The organism is Thauera sp. AutoDN2 (assembly GCF_051280715.1).
Lineage (GTDB): Bacteria > Pseudomonadota > Gammaproteobacteria > Burkholderiales > Rhodocyclaceae > Thauera.
Window position 1 is genome coordinate 1 of record NZ_JBNCAR010000018.1, and the last position, 25,848, is coordinate 25,848.

Annotated in this window: 25 protein-coding genes; 22 read left to right on the plus strand and 3 right to left on the minus strand. The window is 65.2% G+C overall.

Annotated elements, in window-relative coordinates; translation table 11 throughout:
- Nucleotides 1-183: hypothetical protein (locus tag ACPT9U_RS10880; RefSeq protein WP_435750946.1), on the minus strand; the 183-nt coding region annotated here is incomplete at its 3' end.
- 109 nt (nucleotides 184-292) lie between these two features.
- Between ACPT9U_RS10880 and ACPT9U_RS10885 the strand changes: the two genes are divergently transcribed.
- The 14 genes from ACPT9U_RS10885 to ACPT9U_RS10950 all read left to right on the plus strand — a co-directional run bounded on the left by ACPT9U_RS10885 (nucleotide 293) and on the right by ACPT9U_RS10950 (nucleotide 15,647).
- Nucleotides 293-1,258: a methyltransferase regulatory domain-containing protein gene (locus ACPT9U_RS10885; protein ID WP_435750947.1), complete on the plus strand. Its 966-nt coding sequence runs from the start codon at nucleotides 293-295 to the stop codon at nucleotides 1,256-1,258.
- Nucleotides 1,251-2,003: a hypothetical protein gene (locus ACPT9U_RS10890; RefSeq protein WP_435750948.1), complete on the plus strand. Its 753-nt coding sequence runs from the start codon at nucleotides 1,251-1,253 to the stop codon at nucleotides 2,001-2,003. Before ACPT9U_RS10885 ends, ACPT9U_RS10890 begins: the two co-directional genes overlap by 8 nt.
- A 31-nt stretch (nucleotides 2,004-2,034) precedes the next feature.
- Nucleotides 2,035-3,147: a transposase gene (locus tag ACPT9U_RS10895; protein WP_435750949.1), complete on the plus strand. Its 1,113-nt coding sequence runs from the start codon at nucleotides 2,035-2,037 to the stop codon at nucleotides 3,145-3,147.
- 22 nt (nucleotides 3,148-3,169) lie between these two features.
- Nucleotides 3,170-3,400: a DUF4160 domain-containing protein gene (locus ACPT9U_RS10900; RefSeq protein ID WP_435750950.1), complete on the plus strand. Its 231-nt coding sequence runs from the start codon at nucleotides 3,170-3,172 to the stop codon at nucleotides 3,398-3,400.
- A gap of 8 nt (nucleotides 3,401-3,408) precedes the next feature.
- A complete protein-coding gene (locus tag ACPT9U_RS10905; RefSeq protein WP_435750951.1) occupies nucleotides 3,409-3,657 on the plus strand; it encodes a DUF2442 domain-containing protein in 249 nt (82 codons plus the stop codon).
- 110 nt (nucleotides 3,658-3,767) lie between these two features.
- Nucleotides 3,768-4,364, plus strand: a complete 597-nt coding sequence (locus ACPT9U_RS10910; RefSeq protein WP_435750952.1) for a hypothetical protein — start codon at nucleotides 3,768-3,770, stop codon at nucleotides 4,362-4,364.
- Complete coding sequence (locus tag ACPT9U_RS10915) at nucleotides 4,361-6,115, plus strand: type I secretion system permease/ATPase (RefSeq protein WP_435750953.1); 1,755 nt, start codon at nucleotides 4,361-4,363, stop codon at nucleotides 6,113-6,115. The genes ACPT9U_RS10910 and ACPT9U_RS10915 overlap by 4 nt, the downstream gene beginning before the upstream one ends.
- Nucleotides 6,116-6,149: 34 nt before the next feature.
- Nucleotides 6,150-7,904 carry a type I secretion system permease/ATPase gene (locus tag ACPT9U_RS10920; RefSeq protein WP_435750954.1) on the plus strand — a complete coding sequence of 585 codons (1,755 nt, stop codon included), beginning with the start codon at nucleotides 6,150-6,152 and terminating at the stop codon, nucleotides 7,902-7,904.
- 61 nt (nucleotides 7,905-7,965) lie between these two features.
- Complete coding sequence (locus ACPT9U_RS10925; protein ID WP_435750955.1) at nucleotides 7,966-9,312, plus strand: HlyD family type I secretion periplasmic adaptor subunit; 1,347 nt, start codon at nucleotides 7,966-7,968, stop codon at nucleotides 9,310-9,312.
- A 2-nt stretch (nucleotides 9,313-9,314) separates the two neighbouring features.
- A complete protein-coding gene (locus ACPT9U_RS10930) occupies nucleotides 9,315-10,661 on the plus strand; it encodes a TolC family outer membrane protein (RefSeq protein ID WP_435750956.1) in 1,347 nt (448 codons plus the stop codon).
- A 94-nt stretch (nucleotides 10,662-10,755) separates the two neighbouring features.
- Complete coding sequence (locus ACPT9U_RS10935) at nucleotides 10,756-11,673, plus strand: glycosyltransferase (RefSeq protein ID WP_435750957.1); 918 nt, start codon at nucleotides 10,756-10,758, stop codon at nucleotides 11,671-11,673.
- Nucleotides 11,670-12,638: an NAD-dependent epimerase/dehydratase family protein gene (locus ACPT9U_RS10940; protein WP_435750958.1), complete on the plus strand. Its 969-nt coding sequence runs from the start codon at nucleotides 11,670-11,672 to the stop codon at nucleotides 12,636-12,638. Before ACPT9U_RS10935 ends, ACPT9U_RS10940 begins: the two co-directional genes overlap by 4 nt.
- Nucleotides 12,635-13,651, plus strand: coding sequence for an MraY family glycosyltransferase (locus tag ACPT9U_RS10945; protein ID WP_435750959.1), 1,017 nt, complete (start codon nucleotides 12,635-12,637; stop codon nucleotides 13,649-13,651). The genes ACPT9U_RS10940 and ACPT9U_RS10945 overlap by 4 nt, the downstream gene beginning before the upstream one ends.
- A gap of 124 nt (nucleotides 13,652-13,775) precedes the next feature.
- Complete coding sequence (locus tag ACPT9U_RS10950; RefSeq protein WP_435750960.1) at nucleotides 13,776-15,647, plus strand: polysaccharide biosynthesis protein; 1,872 nt, start codon at nucleotides 13,776-13,778, stop codon at nucleotides 15,645-15,647.
- Between the two features lie 96 nt (nucleotides 15,648-15,743).
- Here ACPT9U_RS10950 and msbA read toward each other — a convergent pair whose 3' ends face one another.
- Nucleotides 15,744-17,543: a lipid A export permease/ATP-binding protein MsbA gene (msbA, locus tag ACPT9U_RS10955; RefSeq protein WP_435750961.1), complete on the minus strand. Its 1,800-nt coding sequence runs from the start codon at nucleotides 17,541-17,543 to the stop codon at nucleotides 15,744-15,746.
- Nucleotides 17,543-20,308 carry a DNA polymerase I gene (polA, locus tag ACPT9U_RS10960; RefSeq protein WP_435750962.1) on the minus strand — a complete coding sequence of 922 codons (2,766 nt, stop codon included), beginning with the start codon at nucleotides 20,306-20,308 and terminating at the stop codon, nucleotides 17,543-17,545. Before polA ends, msbA begins: the two co-directional genes overlap by 1 nt.
- 23 nt (nucleotides 20,309-20,331) lie before the next feature.
- Here polA and ACPT9U_RS10965 point away from each other — a divergent pair, with 23 nt between their 5' ends.
- From ACPT9U_RS10965 to rsfS, 8 genes are all read left to right on the plus strand, one after another.
- Nucleotides 20,332-21,057 (plus strand): TIGR00730 family Rossman fold protein, encoded by a 726-nt coding sequence (locus ACPT9U_RS10965; protein ID WP_435750964.1) that lies wholly within the window; start codon nucleotides 20,332-20,334, stop codon nucleotides 21,055-21,057.
- A 93-nt stretch (nucleotides 21,058-21,150) separates the two neighbouring features.
- On the plus strand, nucleotides 21,151-21,474 hold the full coding sequence (locus tag ACPT9U_RS10970) for a DUF2782 domain-containing protein (RefSeq protein WP_435750965.1): 324 nt from the start codon (nucleotides 21,151-21,153) through the stop codon (nucleotides 21,472-21,474).
- Complete coding sequence (locus tag ACPT9U_RS10975) at nucleotides 21,471-22,121, plus strand: DNA-deoxyinosine glycosylase (protein ID WP_435750966.1); 651 nt, start codon at nucleotides 21,471-21,473, stop codon at nucleotides 22,119-22,121. The genes ACPT9U_RS10970 and ACPT9U_RS10975 overlap by 4 nt, the downstream gene beginning before the upstream one ends.
- Before the next feature lie 35 nt (nucleotides 22,122-22,156).
- Entirely contained in the window at nucleotides 22,157-23,113 is a 957-nt protein-coding gene (locus tag ACPT9U_RS10980; RefSeq protein WP_435750967.1) for a homoserine kinase, read from the plus strand.
- Between the two features lie 27 nt (nucleotides 23,114-23,140).
- Entirely contained in the window at nucleotides 23,141-23,953 is an 813-nt protein-coding gene (locus tag ACPT9U_RS10985) for a BPSS1780 family membrane protein (RefSeq protein ID WP_435750968.1), read from the plus strand.
- A gap of 18 nt (nucleotides 23,954-23,971) precedes the next feature.
- On the plus strand, nucleotides 23,972-24,772 hold the full coding sequence (locus ACPT9U_RS10990; protein ID WP_418364532.1) for a BPSS1780 family membrane protein: 801 nt from the start codon (nucleotides 23,972-23,974) through the stop codon (nucleotides 24,770-24,772).
- Nucleotides 24,762-25,466 carry a nicotinate-nucleotide adenylyltransferase gene (gene nadD / locus ACPT9U_RS10995; RefSeq protein WP_435750969.1) on the plus strand — a complete coding sequence of 235 codons (705 nt, stop codon included), beginning with the start codon at nucleotides 24,762-24,764 and terminating at the stop codon, nucleotides 25,464-25,466. The genes ACPT9U_RS10990 and nadD overlap by 11 nt, the downstream gene beginning before the upstream one ends.
- 30 nt (nucleotides 25,467-25,496) lie before the next feature.
- Entirely contained in the window at nucleotides 25,497-25,847 is a 351-nt protein-coding gene (gene rsfS / locus ACPT9U_RS11000; protein ID WP_418364530.1) for a ribosome silencing factor, read from the plus strand.
- Nucleotide 25,848: the final 1 nt, after the last annotated feature.

The window sequence follows — 25,848 nt, forward strand, 5'->3', positions numbered from 1 at the left end:
GAACGTCGACAGCGCCAGGCCGGTGGCCTGGCAATACTGCGGAATGCTCAAGCCTTGCCGACGCCGCTGCTGCTCATGCGCGCGCCAGAATGCATCGTCGCGGTGTACGCGCCGCTGTACGGCCACCTCGCCACGGCGCTGAGCCGGTAGCTCCGCCTGCGCCATCAGTCTCTCCTGCTCCATCGTCGTTCTCCAGAAGTGAGTTCGGAGATGCAACGATCGATGATTCAGCTCTGATCGGGAACTACGGGGTTGCTCGGACGGTTACAGTGCGCTCGCCTTTGCCGACCAGTTGCTCGCCGCCAACCCGGCCTACGCCCGCGCCAACCCGCAGATCGCCGAGCGCATCAAAATGATCAAGGGCCAGGACCGCCACTACGTCGCCCACGAATACTTCAACCGCGACTGGCAGCCCATGGCTTTTGCCAAGATGGCGCAGTGGCTGGAGCCGGCCAAGCTGCAATGGGCCTGTTCGGCCAATTATCTGGACGCCATCGACGCGGTGAACCTCACTGCCGAGCAGCAGGCGCTGCTGGCCGGCATTCCCGACCCGATGTTCCGCCAGACCACGCGCGATTTTTGCGTGAACCAGCAGTTCCGCAAGGACTACTGGGTCAAGGGCGCGCGCAAGCTCTCCGCGCTGGAGCAAGCCGAAGCGCTACGCGCCCAGCGCATCCTGCTGGTGCAACCGCGCGCCGACGTCAGCCTGAAAGTCACCGGCGCCCTGGGTGAGGCCAATCTGCAAGAAGCGGTGTACGGTCCCATCCTCGACCAACTCGCCGACCACAAGCCCAAGACGCTCGCCCAGCTGGAGCAGGCCCTGCAGGCGAGCGGCGTCAATTTCCCCCAGCTCGTCCAGGCCGTGATGGTGCTGGCCGGCGCCGGCGTTGTGCTCGCCGCCCAGGAAGACACCGCCGCCACCAAAGCGAGAAAGCATACCGAGCGCCTCAATACGCATCTGATGCAGAAAGTCAGGAGCAGCAATGACCTGAACTACCTGGCCAGCCCGCTCACCGGCGGTGGCGTCACCGTGCCCCGCTTCCAACAGCTGTTTCTGCTGGCCAAGCAGCAGGGCCACAAGCAGCCGCAGGACTGGGCCCGCCTCGTGTGGAATATCCTCGCCGCACAAAGCCAGCGCCTGCTCAAGGACGGCAAGACGCTGGAAAGTGCCGAAGAGAATCTGGCCGAGCTCACCCGCCAAGCCAGCGAGTTTGCCGAGAAACGGCTGCCGATTTTGAAGGCCTTGCAGATTGCGTGAAGCCAGCTTGGGGCGCCTGCGCCCGCTGCTGCCCAACGAACCCTGCCTGCACCTGCCCGCTGCTGAAAGGGCGCTGAGCGAGCGCCATCTGCTGCCGGTGCTCGCCGAGTTGGAGGCCTTCTTTATGGCCGTGCGCTTGCAGCTCGACCCCGCACTGGAACGCCTGCAGCCGGTGAAGCTGGGCAAGCCGTATCCGCTGGGCCAGTGCCTGGAAATTGCGCTGGCGGTCGAAAAGCGCCTGCGCAAGGTGAAGGAAGCGGCGCTGCCGCCGCAGGCTGTGCCGGGGTGGCGGGCTTTCAAAGCCTTCCTGCGTGCAGGCGGTTCGTTCCGCCAGGTGTGGGGTGACCTGCGCGGCCAGTATTTCCAGAACGCCTTTCAGTTGGGCAGCCTGTATGTGGATGTCTCCAACGACACGGTGGTGCCGACCAAGCCCAAGGTGGAGGTGCTGCCCTTCGAGGCTGCCCGTTTCGGCCCTGTCCGCTGCTTCGCCCAGTTCCGCCAGATTGCCACGTCCTACTGGCAGGACCAGGTGTACCCCAACCATGTGCTGCCCGAACTTGCGCCGCACTGCCCGCTGATCCACGTCAGCAAGGCAGGCCGCATCAAGCTGCACGACGCCACCCTGTACATGCTGGCCATGACACGTAGCCAGGCATTCGAACCCAGCGAGGCCGTGCTGCGCGAAGCCCCCATGCCGCGAGCGGTGTTCGAGCGTGCAAAACCAAAGGACACCCACTTTGTTTGACGTTGGCATGTTGATGGTCTAGTCTTACGTCATGACGCGCCCACGCTCCACCCTCGTCTCCGTCTCCGATACCCCGTGGTATCACGTGGTATCGCGCTGTGTCCGCCGCGCCTTTCTGTGCGGTTCAGACGCTCATAGCGGCCAGAGCTTCGAACACCGCCGCGGCTGGATCGTCGAGCGGGTCAAGCAACTGTCCGGGGTGTTCGCCATCGATGTGGCGGCTTACGCGGTGATGAGCAATCACTACCACCTAATACTGCGCATCGACGCTGAGCGCGCCCGCAGCTGGACCCGCGACGAAGTGCTGCGTCGCTGGACCCAGCTCTTCGACGGTCCGTTGGCTGTGCAACGCTTGCTGGCGGGCAAGGGCGATGAGCTGGATGCAGCCACCCATCTGGCCATCGACGAATGGGCGCAGAAGGTCCGCGCCCGCCTGTGCGACCTGTCCTGGTTTATGCGGGTGCTCAACGAAACCATCGCCCGCAAGGCCAATGCGGAAGACGACGTCACCGGTCGCTTCTGGGAAGGGCGCTTCAAGAGCCAGGCCTTGCTCGACGAGCAAGCCATCCTGACCGCGATGGTCTACGTGGATCTCAACCCCATCCGCGCCCAGATGGCGCAAACGCCGGAAGACTCCGAACACACCTCGGTGGCCGAGCGCATCAAGCAGCTCAAGCCCGCGGCCCAGCGGCAACGCCGCAAGTCACCCACAACCGCCCCCGCACGGAGCAACGCCGCGGCGCCGCAATCGGTCAGCGCCGTCGCGACCCCTATCGTCGCCCTCAAGTGCGAAACCCACCTCGCCCAGTTGCCCCAGCAGCCGCTGATGCCCTTCGACGCCACCGCCCGGCTCAAGGCGGCGATTCCCTTCGCTTTTGACGACTACCTGGACCTGGTCGACACCACAGGCCGCTGCATCCGCCCCGACAAACGCGGTGCCATTGCCGGGCGTACGCCGAAGCTGCTTAACCGCCTGAACATCGACCCCGAGCACTTCATCGACTGCGCTACGAACCTGATGAAGCAATTCGGCAGCGCCGTCGGCGCGCCTGCGCACCTGACCGAGTTGTGTGCGACACGGCAGGTGAAGTATCTGCGCGGGATGACGGTGGCGAAAGCGGTGTTTGAGCTTAGGGCGGCGTGAGAGAGCCGGACGGCTGGTTCTGATGTTCAACCGGGATAACCGCCGCTACCATCTTGCTCACATCAATGGGCGCTACCAGGGCTACGGGGCGGCTGTCGCCACTGAAGATGGCAATATTCTCGACGAGACCTTTCCGGCTAAACAGCTCAAGATGGTGCAGGCGTGGATCGAGACTCACAAGGAAGAACTCTATGTGGATTGGGAACTGGCGGTGAATGGCGATGCCCCATTCAGGATTGCCCCTTTGCAGTGAGGAATCTCATGTTGCTTGATGTGGTTGCGGTTCAGATACAACCGGATTTTCAGATGGATCTTGAGTTTGATAACGGCGAACGCCGCCGCTTTGATATGCGTCCCCTGCTGGCGATGAAGCCCTGGAATCGAGTCGCTGCGACGGCCCTTTTCGAGCGCGCCCGAGTCGATTACGGGACGGTCGTCTGGCCAGGCGAAATCGATATCGCGCCTGAGACGCTATACGACGATTCGGTGCCCTTGGATAACTACTCCTGAGACGGGGGCGGCTACGGTAGGTCCTAGGTGTTAGTCCCGCGCTCGCCGGATCGTCAGTTCTTTGCGCGGCAGAAATTTCATATAGGACTTGCTGTACAATCGCGCCGCACATGTACATCCTTCGCCTCCGGCTCGATACCTCACCCGAACAGAAAGCCCGCCTGCTCACCCTGCAGGCCGCCTTTGCACGCCTTTGCAACACCCTGGCGCCCGTGGTCCGCGACACTCGCTGCTGGAACCGGGTGGCGCTGCATCACATGACTTACAAGGGGCTGCGCGAGCAGTTTCCCGAGATTGGCTCACAGATGGTGTGCAACGCGATCTACTCGGTGTGCCGCGCCAGCCGCCTTGTTTATCAACATCCGAAGAGCCCCTTCAACGTAGCACGCCTGGACAACAGCCCGCTGCCGTTGCTGCGCTTTGCCGACAGCTGCCCGGTGTATTTCGACCGTCACACCCTCAGCCTCAAGGCGGGACAGGTGTCGATGTATACGCTCGACGGCCGCATGCGCTTTCAGCTTGCGCTGCGCCCCGAGGACGAAGCCGCCTTTCATGAACAGAAGCTACGCGAGATCGTGCTGTCACAGCAGTCCGGCGGGGGCTTCGAACTTGCGTTTTCGTTCGCAGAGACCGATACGGATGCGGCCGACGCGGCGGCGGCTGCCGACGAGATTCCCGAATACCTGATGGTTGAAGAGACCGCATGAACCCGAACAAAAAACCGTCCGAGCTTCACGAGGCTGTGCTGGCTTTCAAGTCGCATTACTGGCGCGCGTTCTGCTTCGCTCTTATCGGCGCCTTGCTCGTGCTTGCGCCCACCGCATACATGTTTGAAGTGTACGACCGCGTGGTGAACAGCCGCAGCTACATTACCCTGGGCATGCTGACCCTCGTGGTGGTGCTGGCCTATATTGTAATGGAGGTGCTCGACTGGGCGCGCTCCGAAACCATGCGCGAAGCCGGGCAGTTGCTCGATCGCCGTATGGCACCGCGCGTGTTCCAGGCGATGTATCAATCCAACCTGCGCCGCCTGGGGCCGCCGAGCGTGCAGCCGATGAACGATTTCCGCACCGTGCGCGACTTCCTGCCCAACCCGGTGGTTGGCGCCATGATGGAGTCGCCAGTGTCGCTGGTTTTCATGGTGATCCTGTTCCTCGCCCACCCCCTGCTCGGCTGGGCTGCGGTGGCGGGCGCAGTGGTCCAGGTCGGACTGGCCTGGCTCAACGAGCGCAGCACCAACCCGCCACTCACCGAAGCCAACCGTTCGGCGATCGCCGCGCAGCAGTATGCCGACGGATCCCTGCGTAACGCTGAAGTCATCGAGGCGATGGGCATGCTGCACCATATTCACCACCGCTGGATGGAAAAGCAGCACGAGTTCCTCGGCAAGCAGGCGCAGGCTTCGGACAAGGCCGGCGCCTTTCAGGCCGGCACCAAGTTCGTGCAGACCACGATGGGTTCGCTGCTGCTTGGTCTCGGCGGCTGGCTGATTCTCGAGGATGCACTCGCCGGTGGCCCCGGCATGATGATCGTAGCCTCGGTGCTGGGCGGGCGAATGCTGGCGCCGCTGGTGCAGATGGTTAGCCAGTGGCGCGCGGTGGTGAACGTGCGCGATGCTTGGCGCCGTCTCGACCAGTTGCTCACCCAGGTGCCCGACACTGCACCGGCGATGGCGTTACCCGCGCCGCGCGGTCAGCTCAGCGTGGAGAACGTGATCGCAGGCGCACCTGGCAGCAACACGCCGATCCTGCGCGGCGTCGCATTTGCCCTGCAGCCGGGCGAGGTGCTTGCAGTGGTGGGGGCCTCGGCCTCCGGCAAGACCTCACTCGCCAGGCTGCTTGTGGGGTTGTGGCCGTGCATCAGCGGGAAGGTACGCCTGGACGGCGCTGACGTATTCGCATGGGACAAGCTCGAACTCGGCCCCCACCTCGGCTACCTGCCGCAGGGGGTGGAGCTGCTAGAAGGCACGCTCGCCGAGAACATTGCCCGCTTCGGCGAGGTGGACACCGCTAAGGTGCACGCGGCAGCGAGCCTGGTGGGGCTGCATGATTTCATCCTGTCCCTGCCCCAGGGTTATGACGCCCCGGTCGGGCGCGACGGCGCCATTCTGTCTGGCGGCCAGCGCCAGCGTGTGGCCCTAGCGCGTGCCCTCTATAACGACCCAGTGTTCGTCGTACTCGACGAGCCCAACTCCAGCCTCGATGAGGCTGGCGACGCTGCGCTGGCACAGGCGATCGCTCAGCTCAAGGTGCGTGGCACAACCTTCGTCATCATGACCCACCGTACCAGCGTACTCGCCGTGGCAGACAAGATGCTGGTACTGCGCGACGGCGTGCAGCAAGCCTTCGGGCCGCGTGATCAGGTCCTGGCCGCGCTCAACCAGGCGGCGCAGGCCGCCCAGCAGCCCCAGGGCGGACAGGTCTCTGCACCGGCGCCCGCGATGGTAGCCGCACGCTGAACGCTCCCTCACACACGAATCGATCGAATCCAACATGGCAGCCTCCGGCTTCTTCGGGCGCAGCGAACTCGCCGCCACCCTCTACGCTTTCCGGCGTGAATTCCTCATCGTGGGCATCTTCAGCATGGTGGCCAACGTGCTGATGCTCGCCCCCACGCTCTACATGCTGCAGGTCTACGACCGCGTGCTGGTCAGCCGCAGCGAGCTCACCCTGCTGGTGGTGTCGCTGATCACGCTTTTCTTCTTCGCGGTGATGGCGTTCGCCGAGTGGTCGCGCTCGCGCCTGCTGGTGCGCGCTGGCGTACGCCTCGATGCGGTGCTCAGCACCAGGGTCTTCAACGCCAGCTTCGAGGCCAACCTCAGCCAGTCGGGCGCCCCCGCGCAGCGTGCATTCAATGATCTCACCGAGGTGCGCCAGTTCCTCACCGGCAATGGCATCTTCGCATTCTTCGATGCGCCCTGGGCACCGATCTACATCGCTGTGCTGTTCTTCCTGCACCCCTTTCTGGGCTGGGTCTCGATCGGCTTCGCGCTGGTGCAGGCGGCGCTTGCCTGGTTCGGCCACCGCCGCACCATCGCCCCGTCCGAAGCGGCTTCCAAGGCAGCGCTCGACGTCAACCTCTACCTGCAGGGCAAGATGCGTAATGCTGAGGTAGTCGAGTCGATGGGCATGCTGTCCGGCTTGCGCGAGCGCTGGCGCAGCCGCCATGCCGAGTACATGGACCGCCAGGGCGAGGCACAGGGGCTTACCCACCGCATCACCGCAATCAGCAAGTGGGTGCGCTACTGCCAGCAGTCGCTGGCACTGGCCGCCGGCGCGCTGCTGGTGATCGAAGGCGAACTCACCGCCGGCGGCATGATCGCTGCCAACGTGCTGATGACGCGTGCCCTGGCGCCGATCGATCAGATGGTCAATACCTGGCGCAGTTTTATCGGCGCGCGCAGCGCCTTCCTGCGTCTGGAAACACTGCTCCGGGCCCACCCCGAGCGCGACCCCGCGCTCAGTCGCGTGCCGCCGACCGGTCAGGTGGTGGTACGCGATGTGGTGGCGAGCGCACCGGGCCGGGCACAGCCGATCCTGCAGGAGGTGAGCCTGCAGGCCAGTCCAGGCACGGTCACCGTGGTGCTGGGTCCGTCGGGGTCGGGCAAGTCGACGCTGGCGCGCGTGCTGATGGGGATCTGGCCAGATGTCTCTGGAGAGGTCCTGCTCGATGGCCAGCCACTCGGTGGCTGGAGCCGCGCCGAACTGGGACCTCATGTCGGCTACCTGCCGCAGGACGTCGAACTGTTCGACGGCACCATTGCCGAGAACATTGCGCGCTTCGCCGAGGTCGAGTCCGATAAGGTGATCGCCGCCGCACGCAGTGCCGGGCTGCATGACATGATCCTGCGCTTCCCCAAGGGCTACGACACGCCGATGGGCGAGGCCGGCAGCCTGCTCTCGGGCGGCCAGCGCCAGCGCGTCGGGCTGGCGCGCGCGATCTATGGCGACCCGGCGCTGATCGTGCTCGACGAGCCCAACGCCAACCTCGACGACGTCGGCGAGGTCGCGCTGATGCGGGCCGTCCGCGAGCTCCGGGACAAGGGGCGCACGGTGTTTCTGATTACGCACCGCCCCGGTGCGGTCGCAGTCGCTGACCAACTGCTGGTGCTGCGCGACGGCCGCGTGCTGCGCCAGGGGCCGCGCGACGCAGTGCTGACCTGGCTGCAGGCGCAGGTCCGCCCGGCAGCCGCCGCGCCGACTGCACCGGCCTCGTCCGCAGCGCCGCCAGCACACGCGCTCGGCTGAGTGCGGCGCCGACTTCACTCGCAGACCGAATTCGCAACGATTTCAGCTGGATACGACAAACATGGCTAATTCCGATTTCAACAACCTTCCGACGGCGGCGCCCGGCAAAGGAGCGCCTCCGGCCGACACCGGCCGCGCCGCCCGCGTCGGCCTGTGGGCGCTCGGTCTCGGCTTCGGCGGCTTCCTGCTGTGGGCGGCCTTCGCGCCGCTCGACGAGGGCGTGCCCGCGCAGGGCACGGTGATGGTGGACACCAAACGCAAGACGGTGCAGCACCTGAGCGGCGGCATCATCAAGCGCGTACTGGTGGGCGAGGGCGAGCTCGTCGAGGAAGGCCAGATCCTAATCGAACTCGACGCTGCTACCGCACGCGCCAACTTCGAATCTGTGCGCCAGCGCTATCTCGGCCTGCGTGCGATGCAAGGCCGCCTCGAAGCAGAGCAGACTGATGCCGACCGCGTGAGCTTCCATCCCGACCTGGTCGAGGCCGCGTCCGATCCGCTGATCAAGATCCAGATGGACACCCAGCGCCAGCTCTTTCAATCGCGACGTGCCTCGCTGCGTGCCTCGCTGCAGGGCATCGAAGAAAGCATTCGCGGTCAGGAGGCACTGCTGCAGACCTACCAGAGCATGCTCGGGCCACGCCGCAGCCAGCTCGCGCTGGTGATGGAGGAACTCGGGCACACCCGTGGCCTCGTCGCCGAAGGCTATGCGCCGCGAAATCGTCAGCTCGAACTCCAACGACAGGTGGCCGAATCCAACGCCGCCATCGCTGAGTTGCTGGGCAACTCGGTGCGTGCGCAACGTGCCATTGCCGAACTGCGCCAGCAGGCCATCTCTCGCCGCCAGGAATACCGCAAGGAAGTCGAGACAGAGTTGGGCAACGTGCTGCGCGAGGTGCAGTCCGATGCCGAGAAGCTGGTCGCCGTCCGCGCCGACCTCGAGCGCACCGAGATCCGCTCCCCAGCCTCCGGTCAGGCCATTGGCCTCGCCGTGCAGACGGTGGGCGGCGTGATCCAGGCCGGCCAGAAGCTGATGGACATCGTGCCGGAAGGCGAGCCGCTGCTGCTGGAGGCGAAGATCGAACCGCACCTGATAGACAAGGTACGCACCGGCCTGATGACCGACGTCCGCTTCAACGCCTTCTCGCATTCGCCGCAGCTGGTGGTCGAGGGCGAAATCGTGTCGGTATCGAACGACTTGCTCACCGAGCAGGTTGGCGGCGGGCAGATTTCTTACTATCTCGCCCGCGTGAAGGTCACGCCCGAAGGCATGCAGGTGCTCGGCAACCGGCGCTTGCAGCCCGGCATGCCGGTCGAAGTCATCGTCAAGACCGGTGAGCGTTCAATGCTGACCTACCTGCTCAACCCGCTCACCAAGCGTCTCGCAGCTTCAATGAAGGAGGAATGAGCATGCGCGCATCTCGCTTCTTGTTGGCGGCAGCGCTGGCTGGACTGCTCGGTCCGCTAAGCGCACCTGCCTGGAGCCTGGACCTGATGCAGGCCTACCAGGCCGCCCTCGCCCAGGATGCCCGCATCCGCGCCGCGCGTGCAGCTCGCGATTCGGCCATCGAGCGCCTGCCCCAGGCTCGCGCCCAGATGATGCCCAATATCGCCATCAACCTCGGCCGCAACAAGAACGACATCGATCGCACGCAGGAAAACGCGCTCGGTCAGGACGTCAAGTTCAACGAGGAATACTTCAGCTACAACCAGACCCTGCAACTGCGCCAGCCGCTGTTCCGGATGCCGCTTTTTGCCGGCCTGCGCCAAGCCGGTTTTGTCGTTGACGATGCCGAAGCCACGCTTGAGCGAGAGCTGCAGGACCTGGGGGCTCGCGTCACGGGTGCCTACATGGAGGCCCTGCTGGCTCAGGATGCGCTCGACCTGGTGCTGAAGCAAAAGGCGGTTACCACCACCCAGCTCGATGCCGCCCGCAAGTCGCTGGAAGCCGGCTTCGGCACCCGGACCGACATCGACGAGGCGCAGGCCCGGCTCGACATGAACATCGCCGATGAACTCAGCGCGCGTCAGCACGTCGAGTTCACCCGCCGTCAGCTCGAGATCCTCATCAACCAGCCGGTCGATACCCTGCTTGCAGTCGATGCCCGGCGCTTGCCGCTGCTGCCGCCCGAGCCGGCGGAGGTGGCGGAATGGATCCGACTGGCGGAGGACGGCAGCCCCGAGGTCCGCGCACTCAAGGCTCGTGTTGAAGCTGCCCGAGCCGAGATCGCCAAGGCCCGCGGCGGGCACTACCCCACCGTTGATGCTGTGGCCCAAATCTCCAAGAGCGGGAGCGAAAACGTCACCTCGCCCCGTTCGAGCTATACCAACCACCTCATCGGCCTGCAGGTTAACATTCCATTGTTTGCAGGGGGTTACGTGAACTCCACTGTGCGTCAGGCCATCGCCGAGCAGGTTCGCGCCGAGGAAAATCTGGAAGCTGCCCGCCGCGATCTGGCTGTGCGGGTGCACCGCGAGCACCGCGGCGTAACCGAAGGGGTTTTGCGGGTGCGGGCACTCGAACAGGCCGTACGCTCGGCGCAACAACTCGTGACCTCCAGCAAGCGCTCTTTCGAGGCCGGCAGCCGGACCATGGTGGATGTCCTGAATGCCGAACAACAGCTGCAGACCACGCTGCGCGACCTGGCCGAGGCCCGCTATCTTTACCTCGTGTCACGAGTCCGACTGCGGGCGCTGGTGGGGATGGATCGGGAGAGAAGCATCAGGGAGGTCAACGGCTGGCTATCGCAAGGCTAAAGTACTGTAGCGATCCCTGGCCTTTCCCCGCAGCATTCACACCAATCTCATGCCCGACGAAAGACTCGTACCCTCCCCTGAGGCCAAACCCCGCGTGGCGGTGCTGCTTGCGGCGTACAACGGGGTGCGTTGGCTACCGGCTCAACTGGCTTCGATCCTGAATCAGGAAGGTGTGAGCGTGACGGTCTTCGCGAGCATCGATCAATCGAGCGATGGCACCCAGCAGTGGCTGGAGGCGCAGACGCGATACGATGCTCGCGTCGTGTTGCTGGCGCCTGGATACTTCGGCGGTGCCGCGAGCAACTTCTTCCGTCTCTTTCGTGATGTGGCGGTTGAAGACTTCGACTTCGTCAGTCTGGCCGACCAAGATGATGTATGGCTGCCTGACAAACTCTCGAGGGCTGTCCGCCGTCTGATTGAAACGCAGGCGGCGGGGTATTCAGCTAACGTTACCGCCTTTTGGGACGACGGCAGAAAGCAAGTAATCGACAAGGCCCAGCCGCAGAGGGCGTTTGATTTCGCCTTCGAAGCGGCGGGGCCCGGCTGCACCTACGTCATGCGGCGAGATCTGGCGATCACGCTGCAGGATTTTGCTCACGCCCGCCCTCTGGAACTTGCACAGGTGTACCTGCACGACTGGTTCATCTATGCGTTCGCGCGGGCACGTGGATTTTGCTGGGTGATCGATCCGTCGCCCTGCATGTACTATCGTCAGCACGCCTCGAATCAGGTGGGGGTGAACAAGGGCTTGGGGGCCCTGCTGCGCCGGGTGCGCATGATCATCGACGGCAGGGCATTCACTCAAGCGAAGACCATTGTCCGCCTCGTCGGCGCGGACCGCATGCCACGCGTTGCAGCATTGCTGCATGGGGGACGCATCGGGCTACTCCGGCTGTCGCTCCATGCTCGTGAATGCCGTCGTCGCCCGCGGGATCAGGTCTTCTTCTTTTTCGCCTGCCTGGCGTACGCGCTGAGCCCAGGCCCATCGGTTGGCAGGGGTGCCGACAAATGATTCAGAGCAGTCATCATCACCGTCCGAACCGGTTGCTGGTGACCGGTGCGAACGGCTTCATCGGTTCGCGAGTGCTGGATCGTCTTGCAGCGGAGTGCTGCGAGGCGGTCGGTGCCGTTCGCCAAGGGGCAATGAAGCACCCTGGCTGGACGAAATGGATGCACGGACCCGACCTCGGCCCGGACGCGGACTGGGAGCCCCTGCTCACCGGCACGGACGTCGTGATTCATACGGCCGCGCGGGTGCACATGATGCAGGAGGATTCGAACACGGCCGGCGAGGCGCATAGGCTGGTCAACACGCAGGGGACTCTTGCCCTCGCCAGACAGGCCGCGGCGGCAGGCGTGAGGCGCTTCATCTTCATCAGCACGATCAAGGTCATGGGTGAACAGTCAAGGCGACCTTTTCGTGCGGGCGACACCCCGGCGCCAAGTGATGCCTACGCAAGATCGAAGCTCGATGCAGAACAAGGCCTGGAAGCCATCGGCCACGAGAGTGGTATGGAATGGGTGATCATCCGTCCACCGCTGGTCTATGGCCCCGGCGTGGGGGGCAATTTCGCAACACTGGTGAAATGGCTCGCGCGGGGCATTCCCCTGCCGCTGGGCGCGATCGACAATCGACGCTCGCTGGTAGCACGCGACAACCTGGTGGACCTGATCGCAACCTGCGTGGACCATCCTGCCGCGGCAAACAGGACGTTTATGGTGTCGGACGGAGAAGATCTTTCGACAACGGCACTGATCAGACGCCTGAGTGAGGCGATGGAGATCCGGCCCTGGCTGATCCCGGTTCCGGCGCGCGCACTGTTGCGTGTGGGCAGGCTGCTTGGTCAGGGCCCGCTACTAGAGCGCCTTTGCGGCGACCTGCAGGTCGATATCGAAGACACCAAAAGCCGCCTGGGTTGGCACCCCAGGATCGACGTCGATACCGGTTTGCGCCAAGCGTTAATGGAGCCGCGATGAAAGTCGCGCCGGCTGTTATCGCCTTGCTCGGTATCGCTCTGGCAACTGGCATGCTTACCGCTGTGCTGCGCCATTACGCCGTGCGAAGACGCTTGATCGACGTCCCCAATGCGCGCAGTTCCCATACGGTACCAACGCCGCGTGGCGGCGGGCTGGCCATCGTGGGCTGCATGTCGGTGGTCATGCCGATGCTGGCATGGTCTGACGCAATCTCGTGGGCGGCGGGCTGGGCGTTGCTGGGTTCTGGCCTGTTGATAGCGGGGGTCGGTTTTGTCGATGACCATGGCCATGTCCCCGCACGCTGGCGCCTGCTGGTGCATTTTGCGGCAGCAGGTTGGGCGCTGTGGTGGATGGGCGGCGCTCCCCCGGCAACAATCGGTGGCCACGAGTTCGAAACCGGGTTGATCACGAACTTGATCGCCACGGTGTACCTCGTGTGGGTGTTGAATCTTTACAACTTCATGGACGGTATCGACGGCATCGCGGGCGTGGAGACAATCACCGTGTGTCTGGGCGCAGCAGCACTTCATTTACTTACCGGAACATCGGGAGCGGCACTCCTCGCGCTGACTCTGGCGGCGTCAACGTCTGGCTTCCTCTACTGGAACTTTCCTCCAGCACGGATCTTCATGGGAGACGCGGGCAGTGGCTTCCTGGGAATCATCCTGGGCGTCATGTCCCTTCATGCAGGATGGATGAGACCAGACCTATGGTGGGCTTGGCTGGTCCTGCTCGGCGTATTCATCGTGGATGCCACGGTCACGCTGCTGCGGCGCATGCTGCGTGGCGAGAAAATCTACCAGGCGCATCGTAGTCACGCCTATCAGCATGCTTCACGCCGGCTGGGACGACATCTGCCGGTAACGGCGGTGGTGGGTGTCATCAACTTGTTCTGGCTGTTGCCGATTGCACTTTGGGTCGGCTCGGGTAGCCTGGACGGTGCCTTGGGCTTGGTCATTGCCTACGCCCCGTTGGTACTGCTCGCACAGCGTCTTGGCGCAGGCCACCCGTAACCATTCGACATGACACTGCCAGAAAGCAAGCGTTTGTTGCAAAACGCATTTTTTGCCGACTCACGAGCTTAGAATCCTGGCCCATTCGGCAAGAATGGACTCTCGCCCGCGCCACGCCCTCTAGATGATCAATACGACCCTTCTTTCGTCACTCGTTTTTCTGTTCGATCTGATTGCGGCAGCGCTCGCATGGACCGGGGGTCTGCTACTGCGCTTCAACTTCGAGTGGCCGCTTGACTACGGAGCCAGGCCGCTCGTGGCGGGTGCAGTACTGTTGCTGGTGCATGCCGTCGCGTGCCGGCTGGCGGGGTTGTATCGCGGGATGTGGGTCTTTGCTAGCCTGCCCGACCTCAAGCGAGTGCTGAAGGCCGTCGCAATGACCTCGACGGCGATGCTCCTGGTGCTCGCCCTCGACCATGGCAGCCCGGCACTGCCGAGATCGATGATGGTCCTGTTTCCGATCCTTCTGCTGGTGATCATGGGCGGAGGACGCGCAACCTGGCGCATGTGGAAGGAACATCGCTTGTATGGCGGCCTGATCGGCGCAGGCAAGCCGGTAGTAATCGTGGGCGCTGGCAGCGGTGGAGCGATGTTGGTACGGGAACTCGAGCGAAGCCCCGACTGGCAAGTGGTAGCGCTGGTAGATGACGATCCGAGTAAGTGGCGGCGCGAGCTTCACGGTCATCTGGTGGCTGGCGCTATCGAAATGCTGCCGCGCGTGCTCGAGGACACCAAGGCCCAGCATGTGATTCTGGCCATGCCCTCAGCCGCAGGCGGACAACTGAAGCGAGCCGCCGACTTGGCAATACGCGCCGGAGCGCATGTATTTACCGTGCCCGGCCTGGAAGACCTGATGAACGGTAAGGTGGCCATCAATGCGATGCGCCCGGTCGACATCGAGGATCTGCTTGGCCGCGAACCGGTGTCGATCGACTCGGCCCACGTTCGTCAGATGTTAGATGGCAAAACGGTGTTGATCACCGGAGCGGGGGGCTCGATTGGCAGCGAACTGTGCCGCCAGATTGTGCGCTTCCGGCCCGCGCGCCTGATATTGCTCGAGTCAAGCGAGTTCGCGCTGTACAACATCGAGCAGTGGTTCGCCAATACGCAATCCGGGCTGGAGATCGTAGCCCTGACGGGCGACGTGAAGGATCCTGTGAGAGTGGAAGCAATCTTCGCGGGCTGGAAGCCCCAGTTGGTGTTCCACGCCGCAGCGTACAAGCATGTTCCGCTGATGGAGGTCGGGAACGCTTGGGAGGCGGCGCGCAACAACGTGCTCGGCACGCTGCAAGTTGCCTCGAACGCGCGGCGACATGGAGCCGAGCGCTTCGTGCTGATTTCCACCGACAAAGCCGTCAATCCGACCAACGTGATGGGGGCCACAAAACGGCTGGCGGAAATGGTGTGCGAGGCACTGCAACGACCGCTTAGCCGCGTCGGCGCAACCGATGAGCAAGAACAGGGCACGGCAAGTACGCAGTTCGAGATGGTGCGCTTCGGAAACGTTCTGGGCAGTACCGGTAGTGTGATCCCGAAGTTTGCTGAGCAGATTGCGCGCGGCGGCCCAGTAACGGTAACTCACCGGGACATCACGCGCTTCTTCATGTCGATCCCGGAGGCCGCGCAACTCGTCTTGCAGGCTTCGGCGATGGGGCACGGCGGCGAGATCTTCGTTCTCGACATGGGCGAGCCCGTGCGCATCGCGGATCTGGCACGCAACATGATCCGGCTGTCAGGCTACAGTGAGGACGCAATCCGCATCGAATACATCGGACTGCGTCCAGGCGAGAAACTCTACGAGGAGTTACTCGTGGACGCCGAACAGACTCGAACGACACCACACCCCAAGCTTCGTATTGCACAGTCACGCCCGGTACCGGCAGGCTTTATCGAGGAACTGGAGCAATGGCTGTCGCAGCGCGGACCACTCGGCGACGACGAGGTCAGGCAAGCGTTGAAGCGCTGGGTGCCTGAATACTCGCCCGCGCAGCACTGAAATGCGTCGCCCCGGCTTGAGAAGACAGCTGGTATGTCAGCACTTGAATCTGCACATCGCAGCGCGAGGAATCACGGTCGGATGAAGAGCCGTGGATTAAGCCTCGCTTACATCTGCTCCCATCGCCTGCAACCTCGCATACACCCCGCCCCGCGCCACCAGCTCGGCATGCGTCCCCCGCTCCACGATCCGCCCCGCCTCCATCACCAGGATCTGATCCGCCTTCTCGATCGTCGATAGCCGGTGCGCGATGACGATGGTCGTGCGCCCTGCCATCAGGCGCTCGATCGCCGCCTGGATGAGCCGTTCCGACTCGGTATCCAGCGCAGACGTCGCCTCGTCCAGAATCAGGATCGGCGCGTTCTTCAGCAGCGCGCGCGCGATCGCCAGGCGCTGGCGCTGGCCGCCGGAGAGGAGCACGCCGTTCTCGCCGATCTCGGTGTCGAAGCCCTGCGGCAGGCGGTCGATGAACTCGCGCGCGTTGGCGGCTTCGGCGGCGGCGACGATCTCTTCCCGGCTGGCGCCGGCGAGTTCGCCGTAGGCAATGTTCTCGGCCACCGTGCCGTTGAACAGCGTGACCTGCTGGGTGACGAGCGCGATGTGGTGGCGCAGGTTGGCGAGCGTGTAGTCCTCGACCGCCACGCCATCGACCAGCAGGCGGCCTTCGTCGTGCTGGTAGAAGCGCGGGATCAGGTTGGCGAGCGTCGATTTGCCGCTGCCCGACTTGCCGACCAGCGCGATCATCTGGCCGGGCTCGGCCCGGAAGTCGATGCCGTGCAGCGCGCGGCCTTCCGCCCCCGGGTAGCCGAAGCCCAGCCCCTGCGCCTCGACGCGACCGGCGACGCGCTCGCGCTCGACCGTGCCGGTGTCGGGCTCGGGGGCCTCGTCGAGCTGCTCGAAGATGCTGTCGGCCGCCGCCACGCCGCGCTGGATGCGCGCGCTGACGCCACCGAGCAACTGGATCGCGCGCGGCAGCAGGCCGGCGGCGGTGATGTAGGCGACCACGTCGCCGGCCGAGGCATCACCGCGCACCTTGAGCACGGTGAATAGCAGCAGGCCCATCGACGAATACACGATCAGGTGCATCAGCGCGGAGAAGGTCTCCTGCGTGCGCACCATCTTCAACTGGCGCTTGGTGTTGTCGGTACTCGCCTTGACGAAGCGCGTGCGCTCGTAACCCTCGCCGCCGAAGCTGCGCACCACGCGATAGCCCTGGATGGTCTCGGAGGCGACGTGGGTGACCTCGCCCATCGAGGTCTGGATGTTCTTCGACAGGCGGCGGAACTTGCGGCTGGCGTTGGACACCAGCCAGGCGATCACCGGCAGCACCACGAGCAGAGTCAGCGTCAGCCGCCAGTTCATCCACAGCAGGTAGCTGAGCAGCGCGATGACGGTGAGGCCCTCGCGAAACAGGATCTTGACCGCGTCGGTGGCGGCGTCGGTCACCATCGACACGTTGTAGGTGAGCTTGGAGACCAGGTGGCCGGAATTGTTGGCGTCGTAGAAGCGGTTGGGCAGCACCAGGAAGCTGCCGAAGAGCTGGGTGCGCAGGTCGTGGATGAGGCCGAGCGAGACGCGCGAGATGCCGTAATTGCCGAGGAAAGTGCCGAGGCCCTCGATGAGCGCGATAACCACGATCATCAGCGGAATAGCGAAGATGAGATCGAGCGCGTCCAGCCAGGGCAGGCCGGTCGCGATCGGTGCTTCGGGCGAGGCGAGGCCGTCGATGAAGTACTTGAGCACGCTCGCCAGCCCGGCCTTGCAGGCGCCAGCAATCGCGAAGCCGAGGATGCTTAGCAGGAAGTAGGCGAGGAAGGGCCTCGTGTAGCCGAGCAGACGCAGGTACACCTTCATGCTGCTGGCGGCAGGCCTCTCCGCGAGCGTCTGCGAGTTCATCAGTGCGCCTCATCCCAGTTGTCGCCCGCACCGACTTCGACCAGCAGCGGCACCTTCAGCTCGGCAACGCCGCCCATCAGCCGAGGCAGCGCTTCACGGATGGTGTCGAGTTCGACCGCCGGCACCTCCAGCACCAGCTCGTCATGCACCTGCAGCACCAGCTTCGACTTCAGGCCCGACGCCGCAAGCCAGTCGCTCGCCGCGATCATCGCCCTCTTGATCAGGTCGGCTGCGGTGCCCTGCATCGGCGCGTTGATCGCCGCGCGCTCGGCGGCCTGGCGGCGGCCGGCCTGGCTGGCGCGGATGTCGGGCAGGTACAAGCGGCGGCCGAAGACGGTCTCCACAAAGCCCTTGTCGCGCGCCTCGTTGCGGGTGCGCTCCATGTACTCGGCCACGCCCGGGTAGCGCGCAAAGTAGCGGTCGATCCAGCTCTGCGCCGCGGCGCGCTCGATGCCCAGGTTCTTGGCCAGGCCGTGCGCGCTCATGCCGTAGATGAGGCCGAAGTTGATCACCTTGGCGTAGCGGCGCTGCTCGCTGCTGACCTCCGCCGGCGGCATGCCGAAGACCTCGCCGGCGGTGGCGCGGTGCACGTCCTCGCCTTTCGCGAAAGCCTCGAGCAGGCGGGCATCGTCCGACAGGTGGGCCATGATGCGCAGCTCGATCTGCGAATAGTCGGCGGAGACGATGAGGTGGTCGCGCGGCGCGATGAAGGCGGCGCGGATGCGGCGGCCTTCCGGCGTGCGGATCGGGATGTTCTGCAGGTTGGGCTCGGAGCTCGACAGCCGGCCGGTGACTGCGGTGGCCTGCGAGAAGCTGGTGTGCACGCGGCCGGTCTTCGGATTGACCATGCGCGGCAGCTTGTCGGCGTAGGTGCTCTTCAGCTTGGCCAGGCTACGGTGCTCGAGCAGCAGCTTGGGCAGCGGGTAATCTTCGGCGAGCTTCTCCAGCACCTCCTCGTCGGTGGAGGGCTGGCCGGTGGCGGTCTTCTTGACCACCGGCAGGCCGAGCTTGCCGAACAGGATCTCGCCGAGCTGCTTGGGCGAGCCGAGGTTGAAGGGCTGGCCGGCGAGCGCGTGGGCCTCGCCTTCGAGCGCATGCAGGCGGCGCCCGAGCTCCTCGGAGTGCTGGCTGAGCAGGAAGGGGTCGATCAGCACCCCGGTGCGCTCCATCTGCTGCAGCACGGACAGCACCGGCAGCTCGATGTCGCGATACAGCGCGGCGAGCTGCGGCGTGGCCTCGAGCTGCGGCCACAGGCGCTGGTGCAGGCGCAGGGTGACATCTGCGTCCTCGGCCGCGTACTCGGTAGCGCGGTCCATGGCGACCTCGTCGAAGCCGATCTGCTTGGCCCCCTTGCCGCACACCTCGGTGTAAGGGAGGGTTGTCAGCCCGAGGTGGCGCTTGGCGAGCGAATCCATGTCGTGCGGCTTGTCGCTTTCGAGCACGTAGGACTGGAGCAGCGTGTCGTGTGCGATGCCGCGCAGCGTAATGCCATGGTTGGCGAGCACGTGGGCGTCGTACTTCAGGTTCTGGCCAACCTTGGCGTGCTGATCCGACTCCAGCCAGGGACGGAGCTTCGCCAGCACCTCGTCCAAAGGCAGTTGCGCCGGCGCGTCGCTCCCCCGGTGCGCCAGCGGCAGATAAGCCGCCTCGCCCGGTTCAACCGCAAACGACATCCCCACCAGCTTCGCCGCCATCGGATCGAGGCTGGTGGTTTCCGTGTCGAAGGCGGTGAGTTCGGCCGCGAAGATCTTCACCAGCCAGACGTCGAAGCTCGGCCAGTCGAGGATGGCAACGTAGCCCGCACGGTGCGCGCCGGGCGGGTCATCGGAAATAGCGGAAATTGGGTTCTGTCCCCTATTTCCTTGGTCATCGAACCGGCGAGCCTCGGCTGCTGCCTTCGACGCAGCGACACTCTCCGCGCCGCCATCCAGATCCTTCAGCCAAGACTTGAACTCGAAGCGCTCGTACAGTGCGCGCAGCACTGCCTTGTCGTCCTCACGCGCCGGCAGTTCGTCCAGCGCCGCCGGTAGTTCGACGTCCGTTGCCACGGTCACCAGCTTGCGCCCGAGCGGCAGGAAGTCCAGGTGCTTGCGCAGGTTCTCGCCCACCTTGCCGCCGACCTTTTCGGCGTTGGCGACGAGATTGTCCAGGGTGCCGTATTCGGTCAGCCACTTTACCGCGGTCTTGGGGCCACACTTTTCCACCCCCGGCACGTTGTCCACCGTGTCGCCGACCAGCGCCAGGTAGTCGACGATACGCTCGGGCGGCACGCCGAACTTCGCCTCGACGCCGGCCGCATCCAGCACCTCCTCGCTCATGGTATTGACCCAGCGCACCCCGGGACGCACGAGCTGGGTGAGATCCTTGTCGCCGGTGGAAATCACGACTTCCCAGCCACGCTCAAGCGCCTGGCGGGTCAGGGTGCCGATGACATCGTCGGCCTCCACGCCCTCCACCGACAGCAACGGCCAGCCCTCGGCCTGCACCGCTTCGTGCAGCGGTGCGATCTGCACACGCAGATCGTCGGGCATCGGCGGCCGATGCGACTTGTACTCGGGATACCAGTCGTCGCGGAAGGTCTTGCCCTTGGCATCGAACACGCAGGCGCGAAATTCTGCCTTGTAGTCGCTTTCCAGCCGCCTTAGCATCGACAGCACCCCCCGGATCGCGCCCGTCGGCTCGCCTTGCGAATTGCGCAGGTCGGGCAAGGCATGGAAGGCGCGATAGAGATAGCTCGAGCCATCTACGAGCAGCAGCGTGGGCATTCTGGATCCTAGAGAACGACAACATGACCGCGAAAGAAAAACTTCCCCGCAGCGTGCCCGACAGCACCGCGCCGCGCTACAACGCGCGCGAATCCTGGCGGATCTTCGGAATTATGGCAGAGTTCGTCGAGGCGACCGAACGGCTGTCTTCCATCCGGCCGGCCGTTTCGATCTTCGGCAGCGCACGCACGCCGCCCGACCACATGTACTACATTCTCACCGAGCAGATCGCCCGTCAGCTCTCCGACGCCGGCTTCGCGGTGATCTCTGGCGGCGGGCCGGGCATCATGGAGGCGGCAAACAAGGGCGCCTTCTTCGGCAAGAGCCCCTCGGTGGGCCTGAACATCCAGTTGCCACTGGAGCAGAACGCCAACCCCTACCAGGACATCTCGCAAACTTTCCAGCACTTCTTCGCACGCAAGTTCATGTTCGTGAAGTTCGCGACCGCCTATGTGGTGATGCCGGGCGGTTTCGGCACCCTGGACGAGTTGCTCGAGGCGATGACGCTGATCCAGACCCGCAAGAGCCGCCGCATCCCGATCATCCTGGTGCACCGCCCCTTCTGGCAGGGCCTGATCGACTGGTTCCGCGACCGCTTGGTAAGCGAGGGCATGATCAAGGTCGAGGATCTCGACCTGGTGCAGATCATCGACGAGCCGGGGGAGGTCGTCGAAGCGATCTTCAAGCACTACGAACGCCGCGGCTTCCAGCCCCTGCCCGCCGAGCGGGAGATGATGCTCAACCTGTGAATGTAAAGGGGCTCACAGATCCCAGCCTGCAGCCGGCCCACGGGCGAAGCGCGCGCATTGCAGCTAGAATTCCACCATCTTCAGGAGATCATCATGCGTCGCACCCTGTTCGCCCTCTTGCTGGCCGCCAGTGCCCCGGTTTTCGCCCAGCAGCCTGCCGGCCTCGAGCCCATTCCCGAGCCGCCGCCGATGCCCGCCGAGGATGCGCTGGCCGACGAGCCGGAGGTCACCATCGTCAAGCGCGGCGACGACACGGTCACCGAATACCGCATCCGCGGCAGGCTCTATATGGTCAAGGTCACGCCGCCGCATGGCGTGCCGTACTATCTGGTCGACAAGGAAGGCAACGGCCAGATGGTGCGCGACGACCGCGGCCCCGAGCTGGCCGTGCCGATGTGGGTGATCAAGTCCTGGTGAGCACGCCGTTCGCGAGCCGCTGCGTTCGGAATGGCAGCGAGCCGCCACCGCTTGCTGGCGCCGCACCCAGCTCTGCCACGCCTCGGCTCTGCCACAGCTTTCCGCCGGTCTGCTCGGCCGATGCCCGGGTGCTCGTGCTCGGCAGCATGCCGGGAGCCGCCTCGATCGCCGCGGCCCAGTACTACGCTCACCCACGCAATGCCTTCTGGCAGATCATGGGCGCACTGTTCGGCGCAAGCCCGGCCCTTCCCTACGAACAACGCCTGCAGCGCCTGGCCGTCGCGGGCGTGGCGCTATGGGACGTGATCGCATGCGGTGAGCGTGAGGGCAGCCTGGACAGCGCAATCCGCCCGGACAGCATCGAAGCCAACGACTTCGCCCGTCTGTTCAGCGATTGCCCGCGCATCCGCCATGTGTTCTTCAACGGTGCCGCTGCCGAAACCATCTTTCGCCGCCATGTGTCTCCGCGGATGGCCCTGCCTGAGCTGCGCTTCACCCGCCTGCCCTCGACCAGCCCTGCGCATGCAGCCCGCAGCTTCGATGCCAAGCTCGCCGCATGGCAGGCAGTGAAGAGCGCGACGTGCGACGGCGCAGACCCCCGCCCGTCCAGCGCCCGGGTGCCCGCGGCGATCGCCGCCAGTACCTGACCCAAACCTCGCCGAACGTCCCTTCCGGAGCCCGCATGTCCGTCTTCACCCCCGTCCCCGAATCCGTGCTCGCCTGCTGGCTCCAGGACTATGCCGTCGGCCGCCTGGAGGAACTCAGGGGCATCTCGGCCGGCGTGCAGAACAGCAACTTCTTTGTCACTACCACGCTCGGCCGCTACGTGCTGACGCTGTTCGAAGGCATCCCGCGCGCCGAGCTGCCCTACTACCTGCACCTGATGGCCCACCTCGCGCGCCATGGCTTGCCGGTTCCGGCGCCGATCGCCAACCGTCACAACGAATACCTCGGCACCCTGCAGGAACGGCCCGCCGCACTCGTGGTGCGCCTGTCTGGCAGTTCCGAGATGAGTCCGGGCCTGCCCCATTGCGAGCGCGTCGGCGCCATGCTCGCCGGCCTGCACCTGGCCGGCCAGTCCTACGGCCGCCGCCAGGAGAACCCGCGCGGTACCACCTGGCGCACAGCCACCGCAAGCGTCGTGCGCCCCTTCCTGCCCGCCGACGAGCAGGCGCTGCTTGACGCCGAACTCGCCATTCAGGCCACGACAGACCTCGCCACCCTGCCCGCAGGCGCGATCCACGCCGACCTCTTCCGCGACAACGTGCTGTGGGACACCGACGCCGATGGCAACGTACGCATCGGCGGCGTCATCGACTTCTACTTCGCCGGTTACGACGCACTGCTGTTCGACGTGGCCGTGACCGTCAACGACTGGTGCTCCGCCGCGGACGGCAGCCTGGACGAAGCCCGCACTGCAGCGCTGCTCGCCGCCTACCATGCCGAGCGCCCGTTCTGCGACGCCGAGCGCACCGCCTGGCCAGCGATGCTGCGCGCCGCCGCGCTGCGCTTCTGGCTGTCGCGCGCAGCGGATTTCCACCTGCCGCGCGCAGGAGAAATGGTTCTGGTGAAGAATCCGAACGAGTACCGCGACATCCTGCGCCTGCGCAGTGCGGGCGTGCCCGACCTTCCGCGCTGAACCGCCGCCTGCCCCGATCGACACCCAATGGACCAGGATCCGCAAGCGCCCCGCCGCCCCCACCCGCCACCGCCGCCCGCTCCGGGCGACGTCGCGCCCGGCCACGCCCTGAACTGGCTTGCCGAAGGCTGGCGCCTCTTCATGCTCGCTCCCGGCGCCTGGGCCATCCAGGCGCTGATCTTCTTCGTCATCGTCGCCGCACTCGGCATGCTGCCCTTCCTCGGTTGGGCCGCTGCGCCGATCGCGCTGCCGGTGCTGGTCGGCGGCATGCTTTCAGGCGCGCAGCGCCTCGATCGCGGCGAAACCCTGAACATCGACGCACTCTTCGAAGGCATCCGCAAGCAGGCCAGCAGCCTGCTGCTGTTAGGAGTGTTCCACCTTCTCGGCATGCTGCTCGCCGCAATCACCGCCGCGGCCATCGGTGGCAGCGCGGCGCTCACCGGCATCGCGGTCGGGGCGCTTGCAGGGATGGGTATGGCCGCCGGGGGCATGATGCTGGGCGTGGTCGTATTCACCGTGCTCTGGGCGCTGCTGATGATGGCGCTGTGGTTCGCCCCGGCGCTGGTGATGCTGCACGAGGTCGCGCCGCTCGACGCCATGAAGCTCTCGGCCCGCGCCTGCATGCACAATCTGCTCGCCTTCATCGTGCTCGCCGTGCTGCTCTATGTCAGCGTGTGGGTGGCGATGATTCCCGCCGGGCTGGGCATGCTGGTCCTGATCCCGGTGATCACGGGCGCACTCTACGCCGCCTGGAAGGAAACCTTCTCGCCACTGCTCGCACTGCCGCCCCCGGGCGGGGCGACACCGAGTGAGCCTTCCCCTCCCCCGATATCCGAATAAGGACTACAAGACTCCGACATGCAAGCACGACAACTCCCGATGCAGCGCGGCTGGGCCTGGTTGCGCGAGGGCGTGGCGATCTGGCGGCGCAACCCTGCGCTGGTCACCTTCGCTACCTTCGGCTACCTGCTCTCCATCGTCCTCCTCAGCATCGTCCCCATCCTCGGACAACTGGTCGCCTCGCTGCTGATGCCAGCCCTGTCCGTAGGCGTGCTCAACGCCTGCCGCGCAGTCGATGCGGGGCGCAAGGCCGGGCCGGACGTGCTTTTTTCCGGCTTCAAGAGCAACCTCCCGTCGCTGGTCGCGGTCGGCGGCCTGTATCTGGCTGGCACCATCCTGGTGCTCCTCCTCGTGTCGCTCGTCGATGACGGTAGCCTGTTCGCCCTCATGCGCGGCGAGGACATCGAGGAGCAGATGCGTGGCGACTCCACGCTCGGCTTCACCCTGCTCGTGGCTCTGGTGCTGAGCACGCCGGTGATGATGGCCTACTGGTTCGCCCCGGTGCTGGCCTCGTGGTGGCAGGTGCCAGCGGCGAAGGCCCTGTTCTTCAGCTTCTACGCCTGCCTGCGCAACTGGCGCCCGTTCCTGGCCTACGCCATCGGTCTGGCGATCTTCGGTGCCATCCTTCCGGGCATCGTCATCGGGGTGCTCGGCCTGGTCTCGCCGACGCTGGGCAGCGTACTCTCGCTGCCGATCCCACTCATCATCCTGCCGGTGATCTTCTGCACCTTCTACACCGCCACCCGCGACGTGTTCGGCCTGCCGGAAGGCGAGCGCCGCCGCATCGACACCCGCCCCGAAGACGCCGATGCAGGCTGAGCAAGCCCTCTCCGGCGACACTGCAGCAGACCTGCCCCTGGGCCTGCTCGGCGGCACCTTCGATCCGATTCACTTCGGCCATCTGCGTCTGGCCGAGGAAGCGCGCGAGGCGCTCGGCCTGGGCGAGCTGCGCTTGATGCCCGCAGGCCGACCGCCGCACCGCGGCGAACCCGGCAGCACGCCTGAAGACCGCCTTGCCATGGCCCGCCTGGCCGCTGCCGGCAATCCCGCGCTGCGGGTCGACGACACCGAAGTGCGCGCGCAGCAGAAGAGCTACACCGTGCTCACGCTCGAGCAACTGCGCGCCGAAAGCGGCCCCCTGCGCCCGCTGGTGCTGATCCTGGGTGCCGATGCATTCGAGGGGCTGCCGGGCTGGCACCGCTGGAAAGAGCTGTTCGCGCTCGCCCATATCGCGGTCGCCAACCGGCCGGGCTACGCCCCCCACGGCCGGCGCTGGCCCGCCACACTCTCGGCAGAACTCGCCGCTGCCTGCCGCGACCGCCACAGCACCGACATCGCGGACCTGCGCACCACACCCGCCGGGCGCGTGATCGCCTTCGACATGACGCCCCTGGCGATCTCCGCCTCGCTGATCCGCGACCTGGTGCGGGATGGCCACAGCGCCCGCTATTTGCTGCCCGATTCCGTTCTCGACTATATTGCCGCGCACCGTCTTTACCGCAAGGGAAGATAGGCCCTATTTTCCCGCCTCACCAGGAAGCACATGGACACCCCCACCCTCGAGAAGATCGTCATCAACGCGCTGGAAGACATCAAGGCGCGCGACATCGAAGTCATCGACACTTCGACGCACACCCCCCTCTTCGACCGCATCGTCATCGCCAGCGCAGAATCCGGCCGCCAGACCCGCGCGCTGGCGCAGAACGTGCACGACAAGGTCAAGGAGGCCGGCGGCGAGATCATCGGCACGGAAGGACAGGAAACCGGCGAGTGGGTGCTGGTCGACCTCGGCAACATCGTCGTACACGTGATGCAGCCCGCAGTGCGTGCACACTACAAGCTGGAAGAGCTCTGGAACACGCCCTCCGCGGGCCGTCGCGCCACCGCCCGCTGAA

What these genes read in the sequence shown, in the direction of transcription:
- ACPT9U_RS10895 (WP_435750949.1), top strand. Translation starts at nt 2,035, where the DNA reads ATGACGCGCCCACGCTCCACCCTCGTCTCCGTCTCCGATACCCCGTGG.
- ACPT9U_RS10900 (WP_435750950.1), top strand. Translation starts at nt 3,170, where the DNA reads ATGTTCAACCGGGATAACCGCCGCTACCATCTTGCTCACATCAATGGG.
- ACPT9U_RS10905 (WP_435750951.1), top strand. Translation starts at nt 3,409, where the DNA reads ATGTTGCTTGATGTGGTTGCGGTTCAGATACAACCGGATTTTCAGATG.
- ACPT9U_RS10910 (WP_435750952.1), top strand. Translation starts at nt 3,768, where the DNA reads ATGTACATCCTTCGCCTCCGGCTCGATACCTCACCCGAACAGAAAGCC.
- ACPT9U_RS10915 (WP_435750953.1), top strand. Translation starts at nt 4,361, where the DNA reads ATGAACCCGAACAAAAAACCGTCCGAGCTTCACGAGGCTGTGCTGGCT.
- ACPT9U_RS10920 (WP_435750954.1), top strand. Translation starts at nt 6,150, where the DNA reads ATGGCAGCCTCCGGCTTCTTCGGGCGCAGCGAACTCGCCGCCACCCTC.
- ACPT9U_RS10925 (WP_435750955.1), top strand. Translation starts at nt 7,966, where the DNA reads ATGGCTAATTCCGATTTCAACAACCTTCCGACGGCGGCGCCCGGCAAA.
- ACPT9U_RS10930 (WP_435750956.1), top strand. Translation starts at nt 9,315, where the DNA reads ATGCGCGCATCTCGCTTCTTGTTGGCGGCAGCGCTGGCTGGACTGCTC.
- ACPT9U_RS10940 (WP_435750958.1), top strand. Translation starts at nt 11,670, where the DNA reads ATGATTCAGAGCAGTCATCATCACCGTCCGAACCGGTTGCTGGTGACC.
- ACPT9U_RS10945 (WP_435750959.1), top strand. Translation starts at nt 12,635, where the DNA reads ATGAAAGTCGCGCCGGCTGTTATCGCCTTGCTCGGTATCGCTCTGGCA.
- ACPT9U_RS10950 (WP_435750960.1), top strand. Translation starts at nt 13,776, where the DNA reads ATGATCAATACGACCCTTCTTTCGTCACTCGTTTTTCTGTTCGATCTG.
- msbA (WP_435750961.1), bottom strand. Translation starts at nt 17,543, where the DNA reads ATGAACTCGCAGACGCTCGCGGAGAGGCCTGCCGCCAGCAGCATGAAG.
- polA (WP_435750962.1), bottom strand. Translation starts at nt 20,308, where the DNA reads ATGCCCACGCTGCTGCTCGTAGATGGCTCGAGCTATCTCTATCGCGCC.
- ACPT9U_RS10965 (WP_435750964.1), top strand. Translation starts at nt 20,332, where the DNA reads ATGACCGCGAAAGAAAAACTTCCCCGCAGCGTGCCCGACAGCACCGCG.
- ACPT9U_RS10970 (WP_435750965.1), top strand. Translation starts at nt 21,151, where the DNA reads ATGCGTCGCACCCTGTTCGCCCTCTTGCTGGCCGCCAGTGCCCCGGTT.
- ACPT9U_RS10980 (WP_435750967.1), top strand. Translation starts at nt 22,157, where the DNA reads ATGTCCGTCTTCACCCCCGTCCCCGAATCCGTGCTCGCCTGCTGGCTC.
- ACPT9U_RS10985 (WP_435750968.1), top strand. Translation starts at nt 23,141, where the DNA reads ATGGACCAGGATCCGCAAGCGCCCCGCCGCCCCCACCCGCCACCGCCG.
- ACPT9U_RS10990 (WP_418364532.1), top strand. Translation starts at nt 23,972, where the DNA reads ATGCAAGCACGACAACTCCCGATGCAGCGCGGCTGGGCCTGGTTGCGC.
- nadD (WP_435750969.1), top strand. Translation starts at nt 24,762, where the DNA reads ATGCAGGCTGAGCAAGCCCTCTCCGGCGACACTGCAGCAGACCTGCCC.
- rsfS (WP_418364530.1), top strand. Translation starts at nt 25,497, where the DNA reads ATGGACACCCCCACCCTCGAGAAGATCGTCATCAACGCGCTGGAAGAC.